Raw genomic sequence first — 18,597 nt, 5'->3', positions numbered from 1 at the left:
CACCGCACGCGGCCGGGGACCGGCCGGGCGGGCCGGAGGATCGACGGGCCGGGGTCAGAAGACGCTGACGCCGTACTTGGCGAGTGCCTCGTTGACCGGCTGGAAGAAGGTGGTGCCGCCGGAGGCGCAGTCGCCGCTGCCGCCGGAGGTGATGCCGAGGGCCTTGGCGCCGTCGTACAGCGGACCGCCGGAATCCCCGGGCTCGGCGCAGACGTTGGTCTGGATCATGCCGCGGACGGTGCCGCCGTCGGAGTAGCGCACGGTCGCGTTGAGCCCGGTGACGGTCCCGCCGTGCGTGCCGCTGGTCGACCCGGTGCGCTTGACCGACTCGCCGACGACGGCGTCCGGGGCGGAGGAGAACCCGCCACTGTGGCTCAGCGCGGCGTTGTCGTAGCGGACCAGCGCGTAGTCGTTGCCCGGGAAGCTGGAGTTGACGGTGGATCCGATCAGCGTGGTGTGACCGGAGTTGGTGTACCAGGTGCTCGCGACGTTCCCGCAGTGCCCCGCGGTGAGGAAGTAGTACGTGGAGCCGCTCACCACGTTGAAGCCGAGCGAACAGCGGTACTGGCCACCGTAGACGGCGGCACCGGCCGCGAGCAGCGGCCGGAAGGTCCCGGCGGTGCGCTGGATCCGCAGGGTGGCGGCGTCGGAACCCGCGGCCTGCCTGATCCTGGCGATCGCGACCGGCGGGACGGTGTCGTCCGCCGTGACGACGACGCGGCCGGCCGCCTGGTCGACGTACCAGGCGATGCCGTTGACGTCCGTCCGCTGCACGGCGTCGCCCACCGCCGCCAGTCGGGCCGGGGCGGCGGACGGATCGGGAGCGGGAGCGGGAGCGGCGACCGCGCTCGGCGCGGCGACCGCGGTGGCGGACAGCAGGCCGACGGCGGCGGCGAGCAGCCGGACGGTCCTCGTGGTGCCGGTGTGGGGGATGGTGCGCGTGGTCCTCACTGGGTCTCCTCCTGGGAGTGAGAGGCCCCCTGAGGGTGTGGGGGCCGTGAGGCGCGATCAGGGGACAAGGCGCGCGGACACCCGACGGCGCCCTTGGGGAGCCACCGCGGACGAGCTGCCCCTGACAGGCGCTGACGGGAAGTATGGGCAGGCCCGTGGAGCGGCACAAGACTTCGGACACGGGCCTGCACACCTTCTCGACAACCGTCCCCGCCACCGCCGGGCGGGCCCGGGCTCGAACAGGCGCTCCCCCGAGCGCGCGGCACGGCCGTCACCTGCCGTGTACGGCCCCGCCCGGTGCGAAGCAGGGGTAGCCCGGCAGCGGGGCCGTCCCCCAACCGTCGGCAACCTCGCGCAGCAGGCGCCGCATCGCCTCCGTGAACGCGGGGAACCCGTCGAGCGCCGCCGCCGTCTCCCAGCGGTGCCTGAGCACCTGACGCCAGGTCGGCACCGGCCGCCGGGTCCGGTGCGTCGGGAGGTCCTCGACGGTGCGCGGCAGCAGGCGTACGGTCGCGTTCACCGTCCACACGGCGACGGCCTGCCGCATCCCGGCCTCCCACACCGCGTCGTCGGCCAACGCCGGATACACCGGGACGACCTCGGCCCGGTACGCCTCCTCGATCCGCCGGGCCAGTCCCGCGGGGAGAGCGAAGACGCACCAGCAGGTGGCGAACGGCATCCGGCAGTACGCCGCGGTCAGGAACACCGACTGGTAGCAGGCGACTTCGAAGTCGAGCAGCCGGAGCCCCCGCGGGGTGAGCAGGTTGTTGTCCGGGCAGGTGTCCCCCGGAGTGAACGCCGGGTACTCCTCCCCGCCCGCCAGGCCTTGACGACGACGCTCCGCCCATCGGCCGCCCGACAGCGCAGCACGGTGCTCCGGGCACTCCCGCCCAGGTCGACGGGCTCGGACAACGGAGTGGCCAGCACTCGCTCGGCGGCCCGCAGGATCTCCTCCACCCGCGCATCCTGCCACCCGCCTGCGCCGCGGTCACCGTCCACATCGAGGCCGAGCACGTACAGCTTGCGGGGCGACTGTGCCGCTGCCGCTGCCGCCATGATGTCGCGTCAGCAGTGGCGGGCCTCGGCGTCGCCGGGGCCCGGCTCCCCGTAGCTCGATCACCCGTCCACCGTTTCGATGAGCTTCGCCAGTTCGGCGGCGGTGGGCCGCTCATCGGGCGCGGCCAGCAGGACGTACCGCAGCCGGGCCTGAAGGGCGGGCCAGGGCATCACGGTGGACATCGGGACGGCCCTGTGGGCGATGGCCCTGCGGATCGCCTCCACCGGCGTGCCCGCTTCGAGGCCGGCGGTCGCGTAGTCCAGCGGCCACTTGCCGGTGACACAGGTCCACAGGGTTCCGGCGAGGGCGTAGACGTCGGCGGTCCGGGTCGTTTCGACGGGCTGGGGGCCGTTGATGATCCGGGCGGCCAGCTCGGGCGCGGTGAGGTGGATCATCGTGCCGTCGAACGCCCGCCACGGAGTGCTGTCGAGCCGGCGGGACCAGGCGAAGTCGAGGAGGCGGACACCGTCCTCGCCGTGGATGCCGTGCGCGGGCTGGAGGTCCCCGTGCACCCAGCCGTCGGCGTGGAAGTCCGCCACCGCGTGGCACAGCCCCACCGCGGCGGCGAGGGCTTCGTCCTTCCCCTCGCCGCCTTTACGTACCGGGCGGAAGACCTGCCAGGTGGACGGTCCGGCCAGCCACGGGGTCACGTACCAGGTTCCGCCGTCGAAGCGGCCGGCGGTCACGGTGTAGCCGGGGAGCTGGTCCAGCACGGCGGCCTCGCGGGCGGTGACGTCGGCGGCCTCGCCGGTGCCGAGCTTGATGCCCACCACACCGCGCGGACCGCTGGCCTTCCACACCGCCGAACCCCGCCGGTTGCTGATCTCCATCAGCTCCAGCGGCCCGCAGACCGCCTCCGCCGCCCTCAGCGCTTCGCGGGCCTCGGCAAGGAACTCGCCCATTCTCGAACTGCCTTCCATTCGCAAGGGATGTGCTCGAAGACGTCGCGGCCGTCGTCAACCGAGACCGCCAACGCCGCCGCGAGGTCGGGGGTGGTCGCCAGGAACCTCGGGTCCAGCGGCCGCACGTCCGCCCGCACCGGGAGGAACGAGAACGGCGGCGATCTGGAGCAGCGCTCCGACGGACGGGGCTTGACCGGCCACGTTGGCCGCTCGATAGTCGTCCATCACGCTCCACCCGGCGGGGAGCTCGGTCCGCTTGGGCTTCATGGACTGCGTCGGGAGGCCCACCGTGGCGCTGCCGCATGCAACGGCCCTCGCAGTCACGGTCCGTTGCCCGGAAGCCGGGCTCGTCGGCTGGAGCTCGCAAGGATCCGTTCGCATCACCTGGAGTGGCCGGTTCTTGGCTTGTCGCGTGTAGGGGGTGCGGAGAGGCTGTAGCGGTCCGGTCCTGCGGCGTCTGGGGCCGGACCACCCCGGCCAGGCCCGATTCGCCGGGGGCCGTCCGGCAGCGTCGACAAGGAGCCTCATGGAGACGACCGCGTTCACGCCTGGCTACACCTACACCCTCAGGAACAGCGGCAGCGGACTGTACGCCAACGTCGCCGCGTACAGCACCGCCCAGTCGGAACACCTGGAACAGCTGAACCTGTGCGGCACCGGCGACCCGCACCGCTCCTACGAGAACTGGCAGTTCACCGTCGAGGACACCTACGACACGATCACCGGGTTGGAGCCGATCTCCGGTGTCGACATCGGCGACATCCCCCGGATGACCGGCTACGCACCCACCCCGCAGAGCACCAGCGACGAAGTCCTGGTCGGCCAGGTCGCCGTGCCGTTCCCCCTGGTCACCGACACCATGGGGGGCGGCGTCGGCTGGCAGGTGGCCAACAGCCCGTACTACGTCCTCAAGCGGTACGGCTACTGGGACCGCCAGTTCTACTACGAGCACACCGAGGCGTCGAGCGACACATACACCACCAAGGTGACGTTCGGACTCACCAGCAGCGACACCGAGACGGTGTCGAAGACGACGGGCTGGTCGGTGAACTCCGACACGTCGGTGATGTTCAAGCACTTCTCCACGTCCTTCTCGGCCACGTACAGCGAGCAGCTGACGGTGACGAGCTCGTCGACGACGACCGAGTCGGCCACCGTCGAGCAGGACGTCACCCGCACCTTCACCGCCGGCACACACGCGTCGGAGGCGGTGTGGTGGCGCGCCGACCACTACGTCCTCGAACGCCTTGACGGCAGCACCGTGCTGGAATGGCACACCCGCGACTCATCGACCAGCCGCAGCGACACCTATCCCGCGAGCTGACCCGGGCATCTTCGCTCCCGGGTGGGAGCGGGTTGGGGCGGGCCCGCTCGGCGCGGCCTGGTGAATTGACCCGCCTCAGGGCCTACGGCGGACGGGCGACCACCTGCGCGACGGGCCGCATCGGGCCCGGGGCCGACACGGCGGTCGAGCGGCCCGCTCGGTGCCGGTGGGATCCCCGCCGTGTGGGCGCCCGCGCGCCGGCCGGTCAGCCGGGGACGGCGGCGCCGCGCTTCCCGCTCGCCGGGGCCGCCGCCGGGGCCGGGGCCACGGCGCTGGGCACCGCGTGCCAGGCGCGGGTGGCCAGGACGCCGGAGGCGAGGGAGACGGCGCCGAGCGCGACGGAGGCCGCGGTGAGGCCCAGGGTTGCGCCGAGCCAGCCGGCCAGGGGGTAGGTGAGCAGCCAGCAGCCGTGGGAGAGGGAGAACTGGGCGGCGAAGACGGCGGGGAGGTCCTCGGCGGCCGCCGAGTCGCGCAGGACGCGGCCGGTGGGGGTGAGGATCAGCGAGCCGACCGCGCCGAAGGCGGCCCAGACGGCGAGCAGGACGGGCCAGCGCCAGGCGCCCGGCCCGGCGGCCGTGAGCGCGGCGAGCAGGCCGAAGAGGCCGACGATGCCGAAGGCCGCCGGAAGCATGACGGTCCGGTCCGGCACCCGGTCCAGCACCCGGGGCAGCAGCAGTGCCACGACCATCGACCCGGCCCCGTAGGCGCCGAGCGCGATCGGGACGTCGGTGGCGGGGCGGCCGAGCGGGCCGCGGACGTAGACGACGGTGTTGACGATCACCATCGCGCTGGCGGCGGCTGCCGCGAGGTCCAGGGCGAGCATCGCGCGCAGCCGGGGCACGGCGAGGAACAGCCGGGTGCCGCGGACGGACCTGGCGAGCACGCCCCCGCCGGGCCCGCCCGCCCGGCCCGGTTCCCGCCGGGCCGACCCGGGCCTCACCGGCTCGGGCCCCACCGACTCCGACCGGACCGGCTTGGGCAGGGCGGCGGAGACCACCAGGACGGCGGAGGCGAGGAACCCGCCGGCCGTTCCCCAGAACAGCCAGTTGTAGCTGATCAGCGCGAGCAGGGCGGCCGCGAGCACCGGGCTGACCAGGCTCTCGGTGTCGTAGGCCAGCCGGGACAGCGACAGGGCGCGGGTGTACGCGCGTTCCTCGGGCAGTACCTCGGGGATCACCGACTGGAAGGCCGGGGTGAAGGCCGCCGAGGCGGACTGCAGCACGAAGATCAGGACGTAGACCTGCCAGACCTCGGTGACGAAGGGCAGGGTGAGGGCGACGGCGGCCCGGGTGAGGTCGGAGGCGGCCATCAGGCGCCGGCGCGGGATGCGGTGGGCCAGTGCGCTGACCACCGGCGCGATGCCGACGTACGCGAGCATCTTGATCGCCAGCGCGGTGCCGAGCACCGATCCGGCGTTCACCCCCGCGAGGTCGTACGCGAGGAGGCCGAGTGCCACCGTGGCGAGGCCGGTGCCCAGCAGGGCGACGATCTGGGCGGCGAACAGGTGCAGATAGGTGCGGTTGCGCAGCACGGACAGCATGGGGACCCCGCTCGAACTGGGCGCGGTAGGACGGTACGACCAGGATAGGTCAACATGTGCACGCATGTGCACATGTTGACGAAAGAGCGGCCCGCACCCCGAAGGGCACGGGCCGAAGAACCGGAACCGGAGAACCCGGAACGGAACGGGTCAGTCGTGCGGCGGCAGCTCGCCGATCTGGTGGTCGGCGACGCTCAGCGCCTCGTCGACCAGTCGGCGCAGGTGGCCGTGGCGCAGCGCGTACACGACGCGCCGGCCGTCCTTGCGGGTCGTGACCAGTCCGGCCAGCCGGAGCTTGCCGAGGTGCTGGCTGACCGACGTCCGGGGGGCTCCGGCCGCCTCGGTGAGCGTGGTCACGTCGGCCTCGCCGGCGCTCAGCCGCTGGAGCAGCGCGAGCCGGGTGCGGTCGGCGAGCAGCGCCAGGATGCCGGCCGCGGCCTCCAGCCGCTCGTCGTCCCGCTGCTCCTGCACATGATGTGCACCTGATATCCGAAGGCTCCCGCTCATGGCGACATCGTAGGGCCCCGGGCCCGGACTGCCGAAGCGTCGCGACACCGGTCCCGACACACCGGCCCCGGGAGACCGGTCCCGACACGCCTGGCCGGAGGGGCCACCGCGGGCTCCTCCGGCCAGGTCGTCAGCTCACGCGCTCATCGAGCTCACCCGGTCATGAGTTCACTCCCCAGAGGAAGCCCGGCACGGGCGTGTAGCGCACGTACTCACCCCACTCACCGTCCGGCGGGCAGGGGGTGGGCGGGCACGGCTCCGGCGGGCACTTGCGGTCCTCGACCGTGATCGTCATGCACGGGTGGTCCCGGGTCAGTTCGATCCTGGTCACCGGGGACTGCGGCAGGCTGTAGCCCTCGGGCGCGGAGACCTCCTGCCAGTAGTAGGTGCCCAGCGGCAGACCGCTCGCCGAGCAGACGCCCGACGCGGGGGTCACGCACGGGGCGCCGACGGCGGTGTCCGGGTCGGCCCCGGAGGTCTGCAGCCCGGGCACGCCGTTGGTCTCGTGCCAGAGCTGGAAGGTCGCGCCGGCCAGCGGCTGTCCGGTGTCGGCGTCGACCTTCTTGACGGCGGTGGACGTGGCGGCCGCCTTCGCGTCCCGGACGGTGACGTGGATGTTCTGCCCGCCGGTGTCGAGGACCACCGTCGCCACCATCGGCTGCGGCAGGTCGTAGCCGGGGGGCGCCGCGGTCTCCTGCCAGTAGTACGTGCCCAGCGGCAGGCCGTCCGCGACGCAGGCACCCGACGCCGGGGTGACGCAGACGGAGCCCACGGCGGTGTCGGGGCTCGCCCCCGAGGTCTGCAGGCCGGCCACCCCGTTGGTCTCGCGCCACAGCTGGAAGGAGGCACCCGCGAGCGGTTGCCCGGTGGCGGCGTCGACCTTGGTGACGGAGGTGGAGCCGGTGGGGGCGGTGGTCTGGGTGTCGGCGACGTCGACCGGGGTGTTCTGCCCGTTCATGCCCAGCACCACGGTGGTCACGTTCAGCTCGGGCAGGTCGTACCCGTTGGGCGCCGAGACCTCCTGCCAGTAGTACGTGCCCAGCGGCAGGCCGTCCGCCGAGCAGACGCCCGACGCCGGGGTGACGCACGGGGAGCCGACGACCGTGTCGGGGTCGGCCCCGGAGGTCTGGAGGCCGGCCACCCCGTTGCTCTCGCGCCACAGCTGGAAGGTCGCGCCCGCGAGCGGCTGCCCGCTGCCGGAGTCGATCTTCGTCACGCTGGTGGAGCCGGTGGGGGCGGTGGTCTGGGTGTCGGCGACGTCGACCGGGGTGTTCTGCCCGTTGGTGCTCAGCACCACGGTGGTCACGTTGAGCTCGGGCAGCTCGTAGCCGGAGGGGGCAGCGGTCTCCTGCCAGTAGTACGTGCCGAGCGGCAGGCCGCTCGCCGAGCAGACGCCCGACGCGGGGGTCACGCAGGGCTGGCCGACGGCGGCGTCCGGGTCGGCCCCGGTGCTCTGCAGCCCGGGCACGCCGTTGGTCTCGTGCCAGAGCTGGAAGGTCGCGCCCGCCAATGGTTGGGAATCGGCGGAGTCGATCTTCGTCACGTGGGTGGAGCCGGTCTCGACGACCGGGCTCCGGGTGTCCCGGGCGGTGACCTGGACGTTCTGCCCGTCGGTGTCGAGGACCACGGTGGTCACGGCGGGCTGGGGCAGGTCGTACCCGGGCGGCGCCGCCGTCTCCTGCCAGTAGTACGTCCCGAGCGGGAGGTCGGCGGTGGAGCAGACACCGTTCCTCCCGGTGGTGCAGGGGGCGCCGACCTTGGTGTCCGGGGTGGTTCCCGTGGTCTGCAGGCCCGCGGTGCCGTTGGTCTCACGCCACAGCTGGAAGGTCGCGCCCGCCAGGGTCTGGCCCGTGGCGGAGTCGACCTTCGTCACGCTGGTCGAGCCGGTGGGGGCCGGGGGGTTGCCGCACTCCGGGAGGTTGCCGTTGAAGGGGTAGGCGTGGAACTCGGTCCCGGTCATGCCCTGGCCGGAGTTGTGCTGGAGCGTGCCGGCGGTGAAGAACCGTCCGTTCAGGCCGGGCAGGTTCATGGTGGCGGTGCCGGCCGGGTTGCCGGCCAGCACGCTGCCCTGGAACTGTCCGGATCCCGTGAGGGTGACGGTCGTCGCGGTGGGGAAGTTCCACAGCAGGCGCTCGCGCAGCTGGTTCCAGGGGTCGGTGTCCTGGAGGCTGCCGCTGTAGGTGTTGATGGTGCGGGCGTCGCCCACCAGGTTGACGAGGACGGTCGCGTTCGCGGGGATGCCGGCGAAGGCGACGCCCTGGGTGCCGCCGCCGCGCCCGACGAGGTCGAAGTCGACGTTGAAGACCTGGAGGGTGGAGGTGCCGTCACCCGTGAACAGGGTCTGGTAGCCCTGGTTGACGGCGGTTCCGGTGGCGGGGCGGGGCGTGCCGACCCCGGCGTAGCAGGCGCTCGCGTTCTGCAGTTCGGCGCGCAGCGGCGTGTAGGCGGCCACGGCCTGCGGGTCCTGCACCTTCGTGCCGGTGATGGTGCCGGTGGCCGTGCCCGCGTAGCGGACGACGCCGCCCTCGGCCAGGAGCCGCTGCCCCGGGGCCACGGTGACGTTGCCGCCGGCGGTGAGGAAGTCGGCTCCGTCCGGCGGGGGGACGCGTGAGCCGACGCCGACGATGCCGACGTTGTAGACGGAGCTGACTCCGGCGGCCTTGTTCATGGTGAAGCTGCCGAGGGTGACCACGTGTCCCTCGGCCTCGGCGGCCGAGCCGCTGACGTTGAAGTCGCCGCCGACGAAGATGTTCACTCCGGCGTCGCGGCCCGCGAAGGGTCCGTTGTTGACCGGCGGGAACGTGGCCGGGCAGTCCGCGCCCAGGCAGGGCCCGAGGCCGCCCGGAAGGCCGGCCGCGTGAGCGGCCGACGGTGCGACGAGCGACATGCCGAAGGGGACGAGCGCCAGGGCCAGGGCGGATCCCATCACCCTGCCGAGTCTTCGTCCCCAGGTGACGGCGGCCGCCGGATGCTGACTGGGCTTCACATCAGTCCTTTCATCATCTGAACACAAAGACAACCCTCGGAGTGTTCTCGCCGGAGCCCCCGGCGGCGGCGCCCCGCCGGACGGTTTCAGCTGAATGCCGCGCCAGGTGCCCCCGATCGGACGTACGGGAGGCGGCGCCCCACCGCCCTCGACGGACGCGGACCGGCAGGCTCCCGGCCCCGGATCGGGGTCCTCCGGCCCTGATGCGGCGTCAACGGCGGCTCCATCCTGGACGTGTCGAGGCCGCCCACCCGCCGCCTCCAGCCCGCCCGGCTGTTCCTCGGCGTCAACGAGTCCCAGGACGTCTTCGGACTGGACGAACTCGCCGCCGTCGCAACCGAGTTGCCCGGCTTCCGGTACGAGGTCTGCGTCTGGAAGCCGGGCCCGGACCGGTCCGGCCCGACCGGCACCCCGGCCGACCTGCTCGCCGCCGCCCTGCCCGAGCTCGGCGGCACCGCGCCGGACCTCTACGTCTGCGGACCGCCGCCCCTGGTCGACGCCGTCCTGCGCACCGCCGCCCTCGCCGGGATCCCGCCCGAGCAGGCGCACCGGGAGCGCTTCCTGGCGACCTGATCCGGCCCCTGACCTGTGATCGTCCGCCTGACGCCCCAGACCTTTGAACGTGTTCGAATTTCCACTAGCGTGTGCTGCCACCGGCCACGATGATGTCGGCGGGGAGGTCCTTCCCACTCGGCGGGGAGGACAATCACAAGGGGTGGAGAGGCCGTGGGGGCGGAGAGCGAGCAGAGCGGTACCGGCATGACCGCGAAGGACCGTTTCGAGCAGTGGCGGGAGGCGCTCGCCCGGACACGGGACTGCGAGACGACCAGCGCTCACGCCGACAACTTCACGGGGCAGGTGCGGCGATCGGAGCTGGGCCCGGTGGCCCTGCTGGGGACCTCGTTCCCGTCGGCGCGGTTCCGGCGGACCGAACGCATGGTGCGCAGCTCGGACGGTCCGGAGCTGTACCACCTGACGTTCCTGACGGCGGGTTGTCACGCGCTCCGGCGCGGAAGGGACCAGGCCGAGAAGTTCAGGCCGGGCGACCTGGCGGTCATCGACAGTTCACAGCCGTACGACGTGCGGGTCTACGGTGTCGGCAGCGGCGAGGCCCGTGTCGAGGGCGTGGGCATCGACCTACCGGTGTCACTGCTGCCGATGCCCCCGCGGCAGTTGCGCGATCTGCTCGGCCGGAGGCTGTCCGGGCGGGAGGGGTCAGGCGCACTGCTCGCGGAGTTCATGCTCGGCCTGGACCGGCAGGCCGCCGCCCTACGGCCGACCGAGGCGGCCCGGCTCGGCACCGTCCTGGTCGACCTGGTGGCGGCCTGGCTCGCCCAGGAGCTCGACGCCGCCACCGTACTCTCGCCGGAAGCCCGGCGGCGGGCGCTGGTCGAGAACGTCCGGGCGTTCATCCGGCACAACCTCCACGACCCCGCCCTGACACCGATCACGGTCGCCGCCGCCCACCACATCTCGGTCAGCTACCTGCACCGCCTCTTCACCCAGGAGTTGCAGGGCGAGACCGTCGCCGCGTGGATCCGCGGACAACGGCTGAAGAAGGCCCGCCGCGACCTGGCCGACCCCGCGCTGCACGCCGTGCCGGTCCACGTCATCGCCGCCCGCTGCGGCATCCCCCGCGCCCCCGAGTTCAGCCGCGCCTTCAAGTCCGCGTACGGACTGACCCCCCGTGAGCACCGGCTGCTGGCGTGCGCCGAGCCGATCGGCCGGTAGCCGCGGCGCGTGCGCGACGACGCCGTTCCGGGCCCGTGCTGCTCGGGGCCCGCGCTCATCCGGGCTCGTCGGGAGCGCGGCGGGGCGGGCTACCCCGCCGTCCGGTCCGGCTGGGCGGCCTGGGCGTTGTACTCGGCGAGGGTCTCGCGGGTGAAGCCGAAGAACCAGGTGGCCAGGAAGCCCGCGACATAGCCGGTGAGCAGCCCGCCACCGTAGACGGCGGCGGCCTCGAGGAGGCCGTGCGGGCCGGCCAGCAGGGGGAAGAGGGCCCAGCCGGAGGGGCCGATGGCGGTGGAGCCGACGGCGCCGCCGAGCTGGCCGGCCACCCCGACGAAGGCGCCGCCGGCCGCGCCGCCGACGCAGGCGGTGACGAAGGGGCGCCCCAGCGGCAGGGTGACGCCGTAGACCAGCGGCTCGCCGACGCCGAGCAGGCCGGCCGGGAGGGCGGACCTGATGGTGGCCCGGAGCGAGGCGTTGTGGCGCAGCCTCAGGTAGACGGCCACGGCGCAGCCGACCTGCCCGGCGCCGGCCATGGCGAGGATCGGCAGCAGGACGGTGGAGCCCTGCTGCTGGATCAGCGTGGTGTGGATCGGGATCAGCGCCTGGTGCAGGCCGAGCATGACCAGCGGCAGGAAGAGGCCGCCGAGCACGAGTCCGGCGAGCAGGCCGCCGTGGGCGAGCAGCCAGGTGGCGGCGTGGCCGATGGCGGTGGAGATCTCCCCGGCGACGAACATCAGGCCGAAGAGCGCGGCCAGCCCGCCGAGCAGGACGGTGACGGTCGGGGTGAGCAGCACGTCCAGGGAGGCGGGCAGCAGCCGGCGGGTCCAGCGCTCCAGGTGGACCGCCAGCAGCGCGGCGCCGAGCGCGCCCACCACGCCGCCCTGTCCGGGGGTGAGGTGGTGGCCGAAGGCCTCCACCTTGGCGACTCCCGCGTAGACGATCACGCTGGCCACGGCTCCGCCGAGCACGGGTGTGCCGCCGAACTCCTTCGCCGTGTTGTAGCCGACGAAGACGGCGATCAGGGACATGAAGCCGGAGGAGACCGGGCCCAGGGCGGTGACCAGCGCCGGCGCCCAGCCGAGGTTGGCGAGGGCCCCGGCGAGGCCGGCGACGATCCCGCATCCGATCAGGGCGGGGATCAGCGGGACGAAGATGTCGGCGATCCGGCGCAGCGCGAGTTTCACGGGGGTCGCGTTGCGCGCCCGGGCCTGTGCCCGGATGCGCTCGCCGCGTCCGGCGAGGTCCTCGGCGGTAGGGGCGGATCCCGGTCCGTCCCGTCCGGCGGCCTCCTCCCGTCCGCCTGCCCCGCCTGCCCCGTCGGCCCCGCCGGCTGCGTCCGCCCCGGCCGCCCCGGCCCGCGCGCCGGCGGGCTCCAGCAGGCGGCGCAGCTGCGCGGTGACCCCGGCGACGGCGGCGGGCCCGAGCACGATCTGGTAGGTGTCGTCCTCGACCGTGCCCAGGACCGCCGGCAGCGCGCGGAGCGCCTCGGTGTCGGCCAGGGAACGGTCCGCCAGGCCCAGCCGCAGCCGGGTCATGCAGTGGGCGACCGAGCGGATGTTGGCGGCGCCACCGACGAGCGGGAGGATCGCCTCGGCCACGGCGCGGTTCTTCTCGTCCGACATGCCCGGGGACGTACCCGGGTGGTCCCCGGGCTCAACCGCCGCCGTGCGCGGCGGTGCCGAGCCGGGCCGCCGCCCGCGGGGTGCCGGTGCCGCCGTCCGCCCGGTCCGGGAGCGGGTCGTCCTCGGTCCCCATGGTGCGTACCCGGTGCACGTACCGGTCGATCAGGTGGCGCAGCACGGTGACGGTGGCGAGGACGTCGGGCTCGGGGACGCCGTCCAGCGCGCCGGCGAGTCCGATGATGTTGGCCTGTTTCAGACGGTCCAGCAGCTCGCGCCCGTCGGCGGTGATGGCCACCTGGCGGGCCCGCCGGTCCTGGGCGTCCTGGCTGCGTTCCACCAGCCGCTGGCCCTGGAGGCGGTCGATCTGGCGGGTGACGTGGGAGGGTTTGACCATCAGGCGGTCGGCCAGGTCGCTCACCCGGCTGGCCCCGGCGCCCTCGGCGAGCGCGCGCAGCAGGTAGACGTCCGAGCGGGCGGCGGTGATGCCGGCCCGGGCCGTGCGGCGCTCGTGTTCCTGAGAGCGCGTCAACAGGTAGGCCAGCGTGGCCAGTACGTCCTCCAGGCCGTCCAGGCCGTCCGGGCTCCGCGGCGCGGGGGTGGTGATCCGATCGTCTTCGGCGTCTTCTTCGTCCGACATGGGGGAACTGTAGCGATCCGGTTCGGGCGGTGGCCGGGGCCGGAAGGCCCGACCGGATTTCGGACAGATTCGGCCGACTCCCGGTGCGCCCTTCCGTCGCCACGGAACGCGAGTTAACGTGACGGTGAGTTAGTTGCTTTGGGCACGTAAATATGGCCGCGTTCACTGGGCCCGACTCAACTCCCGGAAGGGGATTCACCGATGGCCACCGCCGAGAAGACCCCGCGGTTCTCCCACCCCGCCGCCCGCGGCGCCTGCCCGTTCACCCCGCCGCCCGCCTACGGGCAGGCCCGGCAGGAGGAGCCGGTCAGCCGCGTCTCCCTGTGGGACGGCTCCACCCCCTGGCTGGTCACCCGCCACGAGGACATCAAGGCGGTCCTCGCCGACGCCCGGTTCAGCTCCGACTCCACCCGGCCCGGCTTCCCGTTCGTCAGCTCGGGCGCCCGGCAGCTGAACACCGGCCGACCCACCATGATCCGGATGGACGAACCCGAGCACGCCCACCACCGCCGGATGCTGACCGGCGAATTCATGATCAAGAAGGTCGAGGCGCTGCGCCCCGAGGTCCAGCGGATCGCCGACGACCTGCTGGACCGGATGACCGACGGACGCTCCGAGGCCGACCTCGTCCGCGAGTTCGCGCTGCCGCTGCCGTCGCTGGTCATCTGCCTGCTGCTCGGCGTTCCCTACGAGGACCACGACTTCTTCCAGGAGTGCAGCCGCGTCCTGCTGCGCCGCGACTCCACCGGCGAGGAGGTCGCCGCCGCCCAGGCCAAGCTGGCCGACTACCTGGTCGAGCTCACCGAGAGCAAGCGCACCCGGCCCGACGACGGCATCCTCAGCCGCCTGGTGGAGCGCGGCGAGCTGAGCACCGAGGAGATCGGCGGAATGGGCCGGCTGCTGCTGGTGGCCGGACACGAGACCACGGCGAACATGACCGCGCTCTCCGTGCTCGCCCTGCTGCGCAACCCCGCCCAGCTCGACCACCTGCGCGAGCACCCCGATTCCGTGCCCGGCGCCGTCGAGGAGCTGCTGCGCTACCTCACCATCGTGCACTCCGGCCTGGCCAGGGTCGCCACCGCGGACGTCGAGCTGGGCGGCGTGCGGATCGCGGCGGGCGAGGGCGTCATCTGCATGGTCAACACCGCCAACCGGGACGAGCGGGAGTTCCCGGACGGCGACGAGCTCGACCTGACCCGCGACGCGCGCCGCCACCTGGCCTTCGGCTTCGGGCCCCACCAGTGCCTGGGACAGCCGCTGGCCCGGCTGGAGCTCCAGATCGCCCTGACCAGCGTCCTGCGGCGGCTGCCCGAACTGCGCCTGGCCGTCCCGTTCGAGGAGATCCCCTTCCGCGACGACATGCTCATCTACGGCGTCCACGAGCTGCCGGTCGCCTGGTGACCCCGGCTCCCCCGGGAGCCGCCACGACACCACGACAACACCACGACAACACCACCACGACACCGCCACGACACCGCCGACCGACCTGACCCGCACCGGAGTTCACAGCCTCCGGGGCGTCCGTTCCGAAAGGAAGACCATGCTCGTCCGGATCGACCAGGAGAAGTGCTGCGGCGCCGGGAGCTGCGTGCTCGCCGCCCCCGACGTCTTCGACCAGCGCGACGAGGACGGCATCGTCGTCCTGCTAGACGCCGAACCGCCCGCCGAGCTCCACCAGGCCGTCCAGGACGCCGCCGCCGTCTGTCCGGCCGCGGCGATCCGGCTGGAGCAGGTGTGACCGCACTGCGGGAGGTCGCCGTGGTCGGCGCCGGCGCGGCCGGACTGCACGCCGCCGAGGCGCTGCGCAGATCCGGCTACGACGGCCGGCTCACCCTGATCGGGGCCGAGCCGGAGCCGCCGTACGACCGGCCGCCGCTGTCCAAGCACCTGCTCGGCGGCGAGTGGCAGCCCGACCGCCTGGCCCTGCGCGGCCCCGAGGCGCTGGACGAGCTCCGGCTCGACCTGCGCCTGGGGGTCCGGGCCGAACGGCTGGACCGCCGGGAGCGCACCGTGCGGCTCTCCGACGGCCGGCGGGTGCGCTGCGACGCCCTCGTCGTGGCCACCGGGGTCCGCCCGCGCCGGCTCCCCGGCGCCGAAGCACCGCGGCCCGGGGCACACGTGCTGCGCACCCTCGCCGACGCCCTCGCTCTGCGCGAGGAACTGCGGCCGGGCGCACGGCTGTTGGTGGTCGGCGGCGGGCTGCTCGGCGCCGAGGCGGCGGCCACCGCCGTCGGGCTCGGCGCCGAGGTCACCTGGCTGACCTCCAGCGCCACGCCGATGTCCGCCGTCCTGGGCGCCGAGACGGCCGCGCTGCTGGCCGGCCTGCACCGCGAGCACGGGGTGCGGCTCCACCGCGGCGTGGCCACCGGGCTGCTGGAGCGCGGCGGCCGGGCCCGGGGCGTCCGGCTCGCCGACGACACCGAACTGGCCGCCGACGCCGTGCTGATGGCCGTCGGCTCCGAGCCCGCCACCGACTGGCTGGCCGGCAGCGGAGTCCCGCTGGACGACGGCGTGGTCTGCGACGAGTACTGCGCCGCCGGCCCCGGCGTCTGGGCGGCCGGGGACGCCGCCTCCTGGCCCGACCCGCGCACCGGCCGCCACCGGCGCATCGAACAGCGCACCAACGCCACCGAACAGGCCATGCACGCGGCCCGGAACCTGCTGGCCGGCCCGGACGGCGCCCGGCAGGCCTACCGGCCGGTCCCGTACCTGTGGACCGACCAGTACAGGCTGCGGGTGCAGGTGTTCGGCCGGCCCGGCGAGGCCGAACGGTTCGAGGTGGTCGACGGCAGCCTGGCCGAGCACCGCTTCGCCGCCGTCTGCGTCCGGGACGGCCTGGCCACTGGCGCGGTCGGGATCGCCTCCGCCCGGGCGCTGCGCGGGCTGCGCGCCCAGGTGGCGGCGCACGGCCCGTGGCCGCCCGAGCCGGTCTGAGGCCTCCCCGGCTCCCCAGCCCCCCAGCGCCCCTCCCCCGGTCCCCGGTCCCTGGTCCCCCGGGGGCACGGTCCGCCGGCCGCCGCCGCCCGCCAACCGGGCGAGGCGGCGGGCGGACCGGCATGGTGCGAGGGTCCCGGAACGGCCGCCCCCGGAGACTGGTGGCCCGCATCCGGCCAGGGGAGCACGCGCATGGACGACCACAGTCGACGAGCCGCCCGGGGGCCCGGACCGATCCCCGCGGTGAGCCCCCGGGCCGGGGTCCTGGGCACCGCACTGGCCGCCGTGCTCGCCTTCTCGCTCTCCACCGGCTCGTGGCAGTGGTTCTCCACCTACCTCGGGCTGACCCTCCTCGCGGTGGTCCTCTCCTCCACCCGCCCGCCGACCCCCGCCACGGACGCGGGCGCCGGCTACGTCCGGAGCCTGGCCGCCTACACGCTGGTCATCGGACTGACCGTGGCCCTCGCCCTGGCCCCGGCGATGCAGCGCTGGTCCTGGCTGTTCCCGATGCCGGGAACCCGCCGCGACTGCCCCCACCTGGGCGACTACGCGCGGCTGCAGGCGCAGGCCACCCTCGGCGACCTGGCCGCCCGGGACGGCGCCGCGCTCGCCACCGCCCAGGAACAGCAGGCAGGACGCGCCGTCGCCGACTGCCTGTCCGCCACCACCACGCTCTGGCTGCCGGTGTACGCGCTGGCCGCGGCCCTGCTGGCCGTACTCGCCGTCCTGCTGCTGGGGCGGGCCCGCACCCGGCGGCAGCCGCCCGCAGCCGCGGCGGGCTGACGACCGACCGAACCCGGTCTACCGCTGCCCGGGCCAGGGCACCGAGGTCTCGACCTCGGCGGTGTAGTCGACGCCGGGAACGTCCCAGCCGTACAGCTGCCGGAACTGGTTGTAGAACCAGGCGGCGCCGTCCGGCTCGGCGGCCAGCGCGCCCGCCGGATCGGCCCACAGCTCCCGCACCCGGTCCTGCACCGCGGGGTCGAGCTCCCAGCCGTCCAGGCGGATGCGGCCCTGCTCGTCCAGGGTGAGCTCCTTCGCGCCGGTCAGCTGCTCCCACAGGTCCACGGCCTGCTCGTCGGTGGTGCGCCAGCCGTCCTCGCCGAGGGCGATGCGCAGCAGCGAGGTGTAGAGGGCGATGGAGGGGATGGCGGTGGACGCCTGGGTGACGGCCGCACCGGCGACGACGGTGAACGCCCTTCCGCCGTCGGCGAGTTCGGTCTGGAGCTGACGGGCGGTGGCCTCCAGGTGCGCCTTGGCGGCACCGATCGTGCCCTGCCGGTAGACCGGCGCGGTGATCTCGGAGCCGACGTAGGACAGGGCCACGGTGGTGAAGCCGGGGGCGAGCAGCTCCGCATCGGCCAGCGCCCGCACCCACAGCCGCCAGTCCTCGCCGCCCATCACCTTGACGGTCGCCGCCCGCTCGGCCTCCTCGGCCGGGGTGAGGTCGACGGTGCCGATCTGCGGGGCGCCGCCGTCGAAGAGCAGCGACGGCGAGGTGTACGACGCGCCGAGCGGCTTGATCACCGAGTGGTGGACCTCGCCGGTGGCCGGGTCGGTGCGCCGGGGCGAGGCGAGCGAGTAGACGAGGTAGTCGACCGGGCCGTAGCGCTCGGTGAGGAGCTTGAGCACCTCGGCGCGGGTGGCGTCCGCGTAGGCGTCGGCGTTGACGAAGGTGAAGTCTCCCCCGCTCCGCTCCACCAGGGCCGAGGTCGCGGCGGTGCGGTACCAGCCGGCGGTGGCGGTGCGCCGCTCGGTGGCGTCGGCCTCGTAGGCGACACCGATGCCGCGGATGCCCTGGCGGCGCAGCCCGGCGAGCAGGAGCGCCTGGCCGTATCCGGCGCTGGCGCCGAGGACCAGGGCGACCGGGGCCCGGCCGGCCGAAGCCGCGGGCTCGATGCGCTGCCACTGGCGGTCGACGGTGGCTTCGCTCCCGGCCGGGTGGGAGTTGACGATCAGGTAGCCCCGCTGCTTGGGGGCGATCTGCTGGATGCTCACGCGGTGGTGCCTCTCCGATCCGGAGATCGTGATCAAGGTGTCGGTCGTCCGGAGCCTATCCGCGCCGACGGGCGCCACCTCTGCCACGCCGTCACGGAAGATCAGGCCTCCACTTGTCGGAGGTCGTCATTGCGGCGGTGTGCCGCTTCGGCTAGGCAGGTCGCCGGCCGAGGCGGTCGGACTTCCCGGGCCGCGTCTCATCGTTGGTCTCGCGCTCGGGACATGCACCCCGGAGAGCCCGCCGGCGGCGCCGACGCCGGCCGAACGGGGGCGAGTCGTCAAAGGGCGTCGGTGCCGGGGTGAGCGCTCGGTCGCGCGCGCAACCCCGCACCCCTGGGCCCCCCGCGGTGCCCGGGATAGGGGGGGGTAGTTGAAGGGCAGGGGGCCCATTGGGACCTCCCCGAGCGG

At 73.9% G+C, this 18,597-nt stretch carries 16 protein-coding genes; 7 read left to right on the top strand and 9 right to left on the bottom strand.

Features of this window, described 5'->3' with window-relative positions; genetic code table 11:
- Positions 1-54: 54 nt before the first annotated feature.
- The 3 genes from ACFWP2_RS21640 to ACFWP2_RS21630 form a co-directional block, all read right to left on the bottom strand.
- A complete protein-coding gene (locus tag ACFWP2_RS21640) occupies positions 55-951 on the bottom strand; it encodes a S1 family peptidase (protein ID WP_380453742.1) in 897 nt (298 codons plus the stop codon).
- 271 nt (positions 952-1,222) lie between these two features.
- Positions 1,223-1,657, bottom strand: coding sequence for a hypothetical protein (locus ACFWP2_RS21635; protein ID WP_380453740.1), 435 nt, complete (start codon positions 1,655-1,657; stop codon positions 1,223-1,225).
- A gap of 410 nt (positions 1,658-2,067) precedes the next feature.
- A complete protein-coding gene (locus ACFWP2_RS21630; RefSeq protein WP_380453738.1) occupies positions 2,068-2,910 on the bottom strand; it encodes a hypothetical protein in 843 nt (280 codons plus the stop codon).
- Positions 2,911-3,436: 526 nt separating this feature from the next.
- Here ACFWP2_RS21630 and ACFWP2_RS21625 point away from each other — a divergent pair.
- Positions 3,437-4,234 (top strand): hypothetical protein, encoded by a 798-nt coding sequence (locus tag ACFWP2_RS21625; RefSeq protein ID WP_380453736.1) that lies wholly within the window; start codon positions 3,437-3,439, stop codon positions 4,232-4,234.
- Between the two features lie 205 nt (positions 4,235-4,439).
- Here the strand turns inward: ACFWP2_RS21625 and ACFWP2_RS21620 are convergent, their stop codons facing one another.
- The 3 genes from ACFWP2_RS21620 to ACFWP2_RS21610 form a co-directional block, all read right to left on the bottom strand.
- Positions 4,440-5,774 (bottom strand): MFS transporter, encoded by a 1,335-nt coding sequence (locus ACFWP2_RS21620; RefSeq protein WP_380453734.1) that lies wholly within the window; start codon positions 5,772-5,774, stop codon positions 4,440-4,442.
- A 150-nt stretch (positions 5,775-5,924) separates the two neighbouring features.
- Positions 5,925-6,281 carry an ArsR/SmtB family transcription factor gene (locus ACFWP2_RS21615; protein ID WP_380453732.1) on the bottom strand — a complete coding sequence of 119 codons (357 nt, stop codon included), beginning with the start codon at positions 6,279-6,281 and terminating at the stop codon, positions 5,925-5,927.
- A gap of 160 nt (positions 6,282-6,441) precedes the next feature.
- Entirely contained in the window at positions 6,442-9,207 is a 2,766-nt protein-coding gene (locus ACFWP2_RS21610) for a SpaA isopeptide-forming pilin-related protein (protein WP_380453911.1), read from the bottom strand.
- A 294-nt stretch (positions 9,208-9,501) separates the two neighbouring features.
- On the opposite strand from ACFWP2_RS21610, the gene ACFWP2_RS21605 reads away from it, so the two are divergent.
- Positions 9,502-9,840: a hypothetical protein gene (locus ACFWP2_RS21605; protein WP_380453730.1), complete on the top strand. Its 339-nt coding sequence runs from the start codon at positions 9,502-9,504 to the stop codon at positions 9,838-9,840.
- A 153-nt stretch (positions 9,841-9,993) separates the two neighbouring features.
- Positions 9,994-10,998: a helix-turn-helix domain-containing protein gene (locus tag ACFWP2_RS21600; protein WP_380453728.1), complete on the top strand. Its 1,005-nt coding sequence runs from the start codon at positions 9,994-9,996 to the stop codon at positions 10,996-10,998.
- Between the two features lie 89 nt (positions 10,999-11,087).
- On the opposite strand, the gene ACFWP2_RS21595 is transcribed toward ACFWP2_RS21600, so the two are convergent.
- Together ACFWP2_RS21595 and ACFWP2_RS21590 are read right to left on the bottom strand one after the other, a co-directional pair.
- Positions 11,088-12,620, bottom strand: a complete 1,533-nt coding sequence (locus ACFWP2_RS21595; protein ID WP_380453725.1) for a PTS transporter subunit EIIC — start codon at positions 12,618-12,620, stop codon at positions 11,088-11,090.
- Between the two features lie 31 nt (positions 12,621-12,651).
- Positions 12,652-13,257 carry a MarR family winged helix-turn-helix transcriptional regulator gene (locus tag ACFWP2_RS21590; RefSeq protein ID WP_380453723.1) on the bottom strand — a complete coding sequence of 202 codons (606 nt, stop codon included), beginning with the start codon at positions 13,255-13,257 and terminating at the stop codon, positions 12,652-12,654.
- A 201-nt stretch (positions 13,258-13,458) separates the two neighbouring features.
- Between ACFWP2_RS21590 and ACFWP2_RS21585 the strand changes: the two genes are divergently transcribed.
- The 4 genes from ACFWP2_RS21585 to ACFWP2_RS21570 all read left to right on the top strand — a co-directional run bounded on the left by ACFWP2_RS21585 (position 13,459) and on the right by ACFWP2_RS21570 (position 16,974).
- Positions 13,459-14,658: a cytochrome P450 gene (locus tag ACFWP2_RS21585; protein WP_380453721.1), complete on the top strand. Its 1,200-nt coding sequence runs from the start codon at positions 13,459-13,461 to the stop codon at positions 14,656-14,658.
- Between the two features lie 139 nt (positions 14,659-14,797).
- Positions 14,798-14,995, top strand: a complete 198-nt coding sequence (locus tag ACFWP2_RS21580) for a ferredoxin (protein ID WP_380453719.1) — start codon at positions 14,798-14,800, stop codon at positions 14,993-14,995.
- Positions 14,992-16,191 carry an NAD(P)/FAD-dependent oxidoreductase gene (locus ACFWP2_RS21575; protein WP_380453717.1) on the top strand — a complete coding sequence of 400 codons (1,200 nt, stop codon included), beginning with the start codon at positions 14,992-14,994 and terminating at the stop codon, positions 16,189-16,191. Before ACFWP2_RS21580 ends, ACFWP2_RS21575 begins: the two co-directional genes overlap by 4 nt.
- 192 nt (positions 16,192-16,383) lie before the next feature.
- Positions 16,384-16,974 (top strand): hypothetical protein, encoded by a 591-nt coding sequence (locus ACFWP2_RS21570; protein WP_380453715.1) that lies wholly within the window; start codon positions 16,384-16,386, stop codon positions 16,972-16,974.
- Positions 16,975-16,992: 18 nt separating this feature from the next.
- Here the strand turns inward: ACFWP2_RS21570 and ACFWP2_RS21565 are convergent, their stop codons facing one another.
- Positions 16,993-18,189 carry an SDR family oxidoreductase gene (locus ACFWP2_RS21565; RefSeq protein WP_380453713.1) on the bottom strand — a complete coding sequence of 399 codons (1,197 nt, stop codon included), beginning with the start codon at positions 18,187-18,189 and terminating at the stop codon, positions 16,993-16,995.
- Positions 18,190-18,597: the final 408 nt, after the last annotated feature.

Source organism: Kitasatospora sp. NPDC058444 (genome assembly GCF_042721415.1).
Taxonomy (GTDB): Bacteria; Actinomycetota; Actinomycetes; order Streptomycetales; family Streptomycetaceae; genus Kitasatospora.
This window is presented reverse-complemented; position numbering and strand designations above follow the sequence as displayed.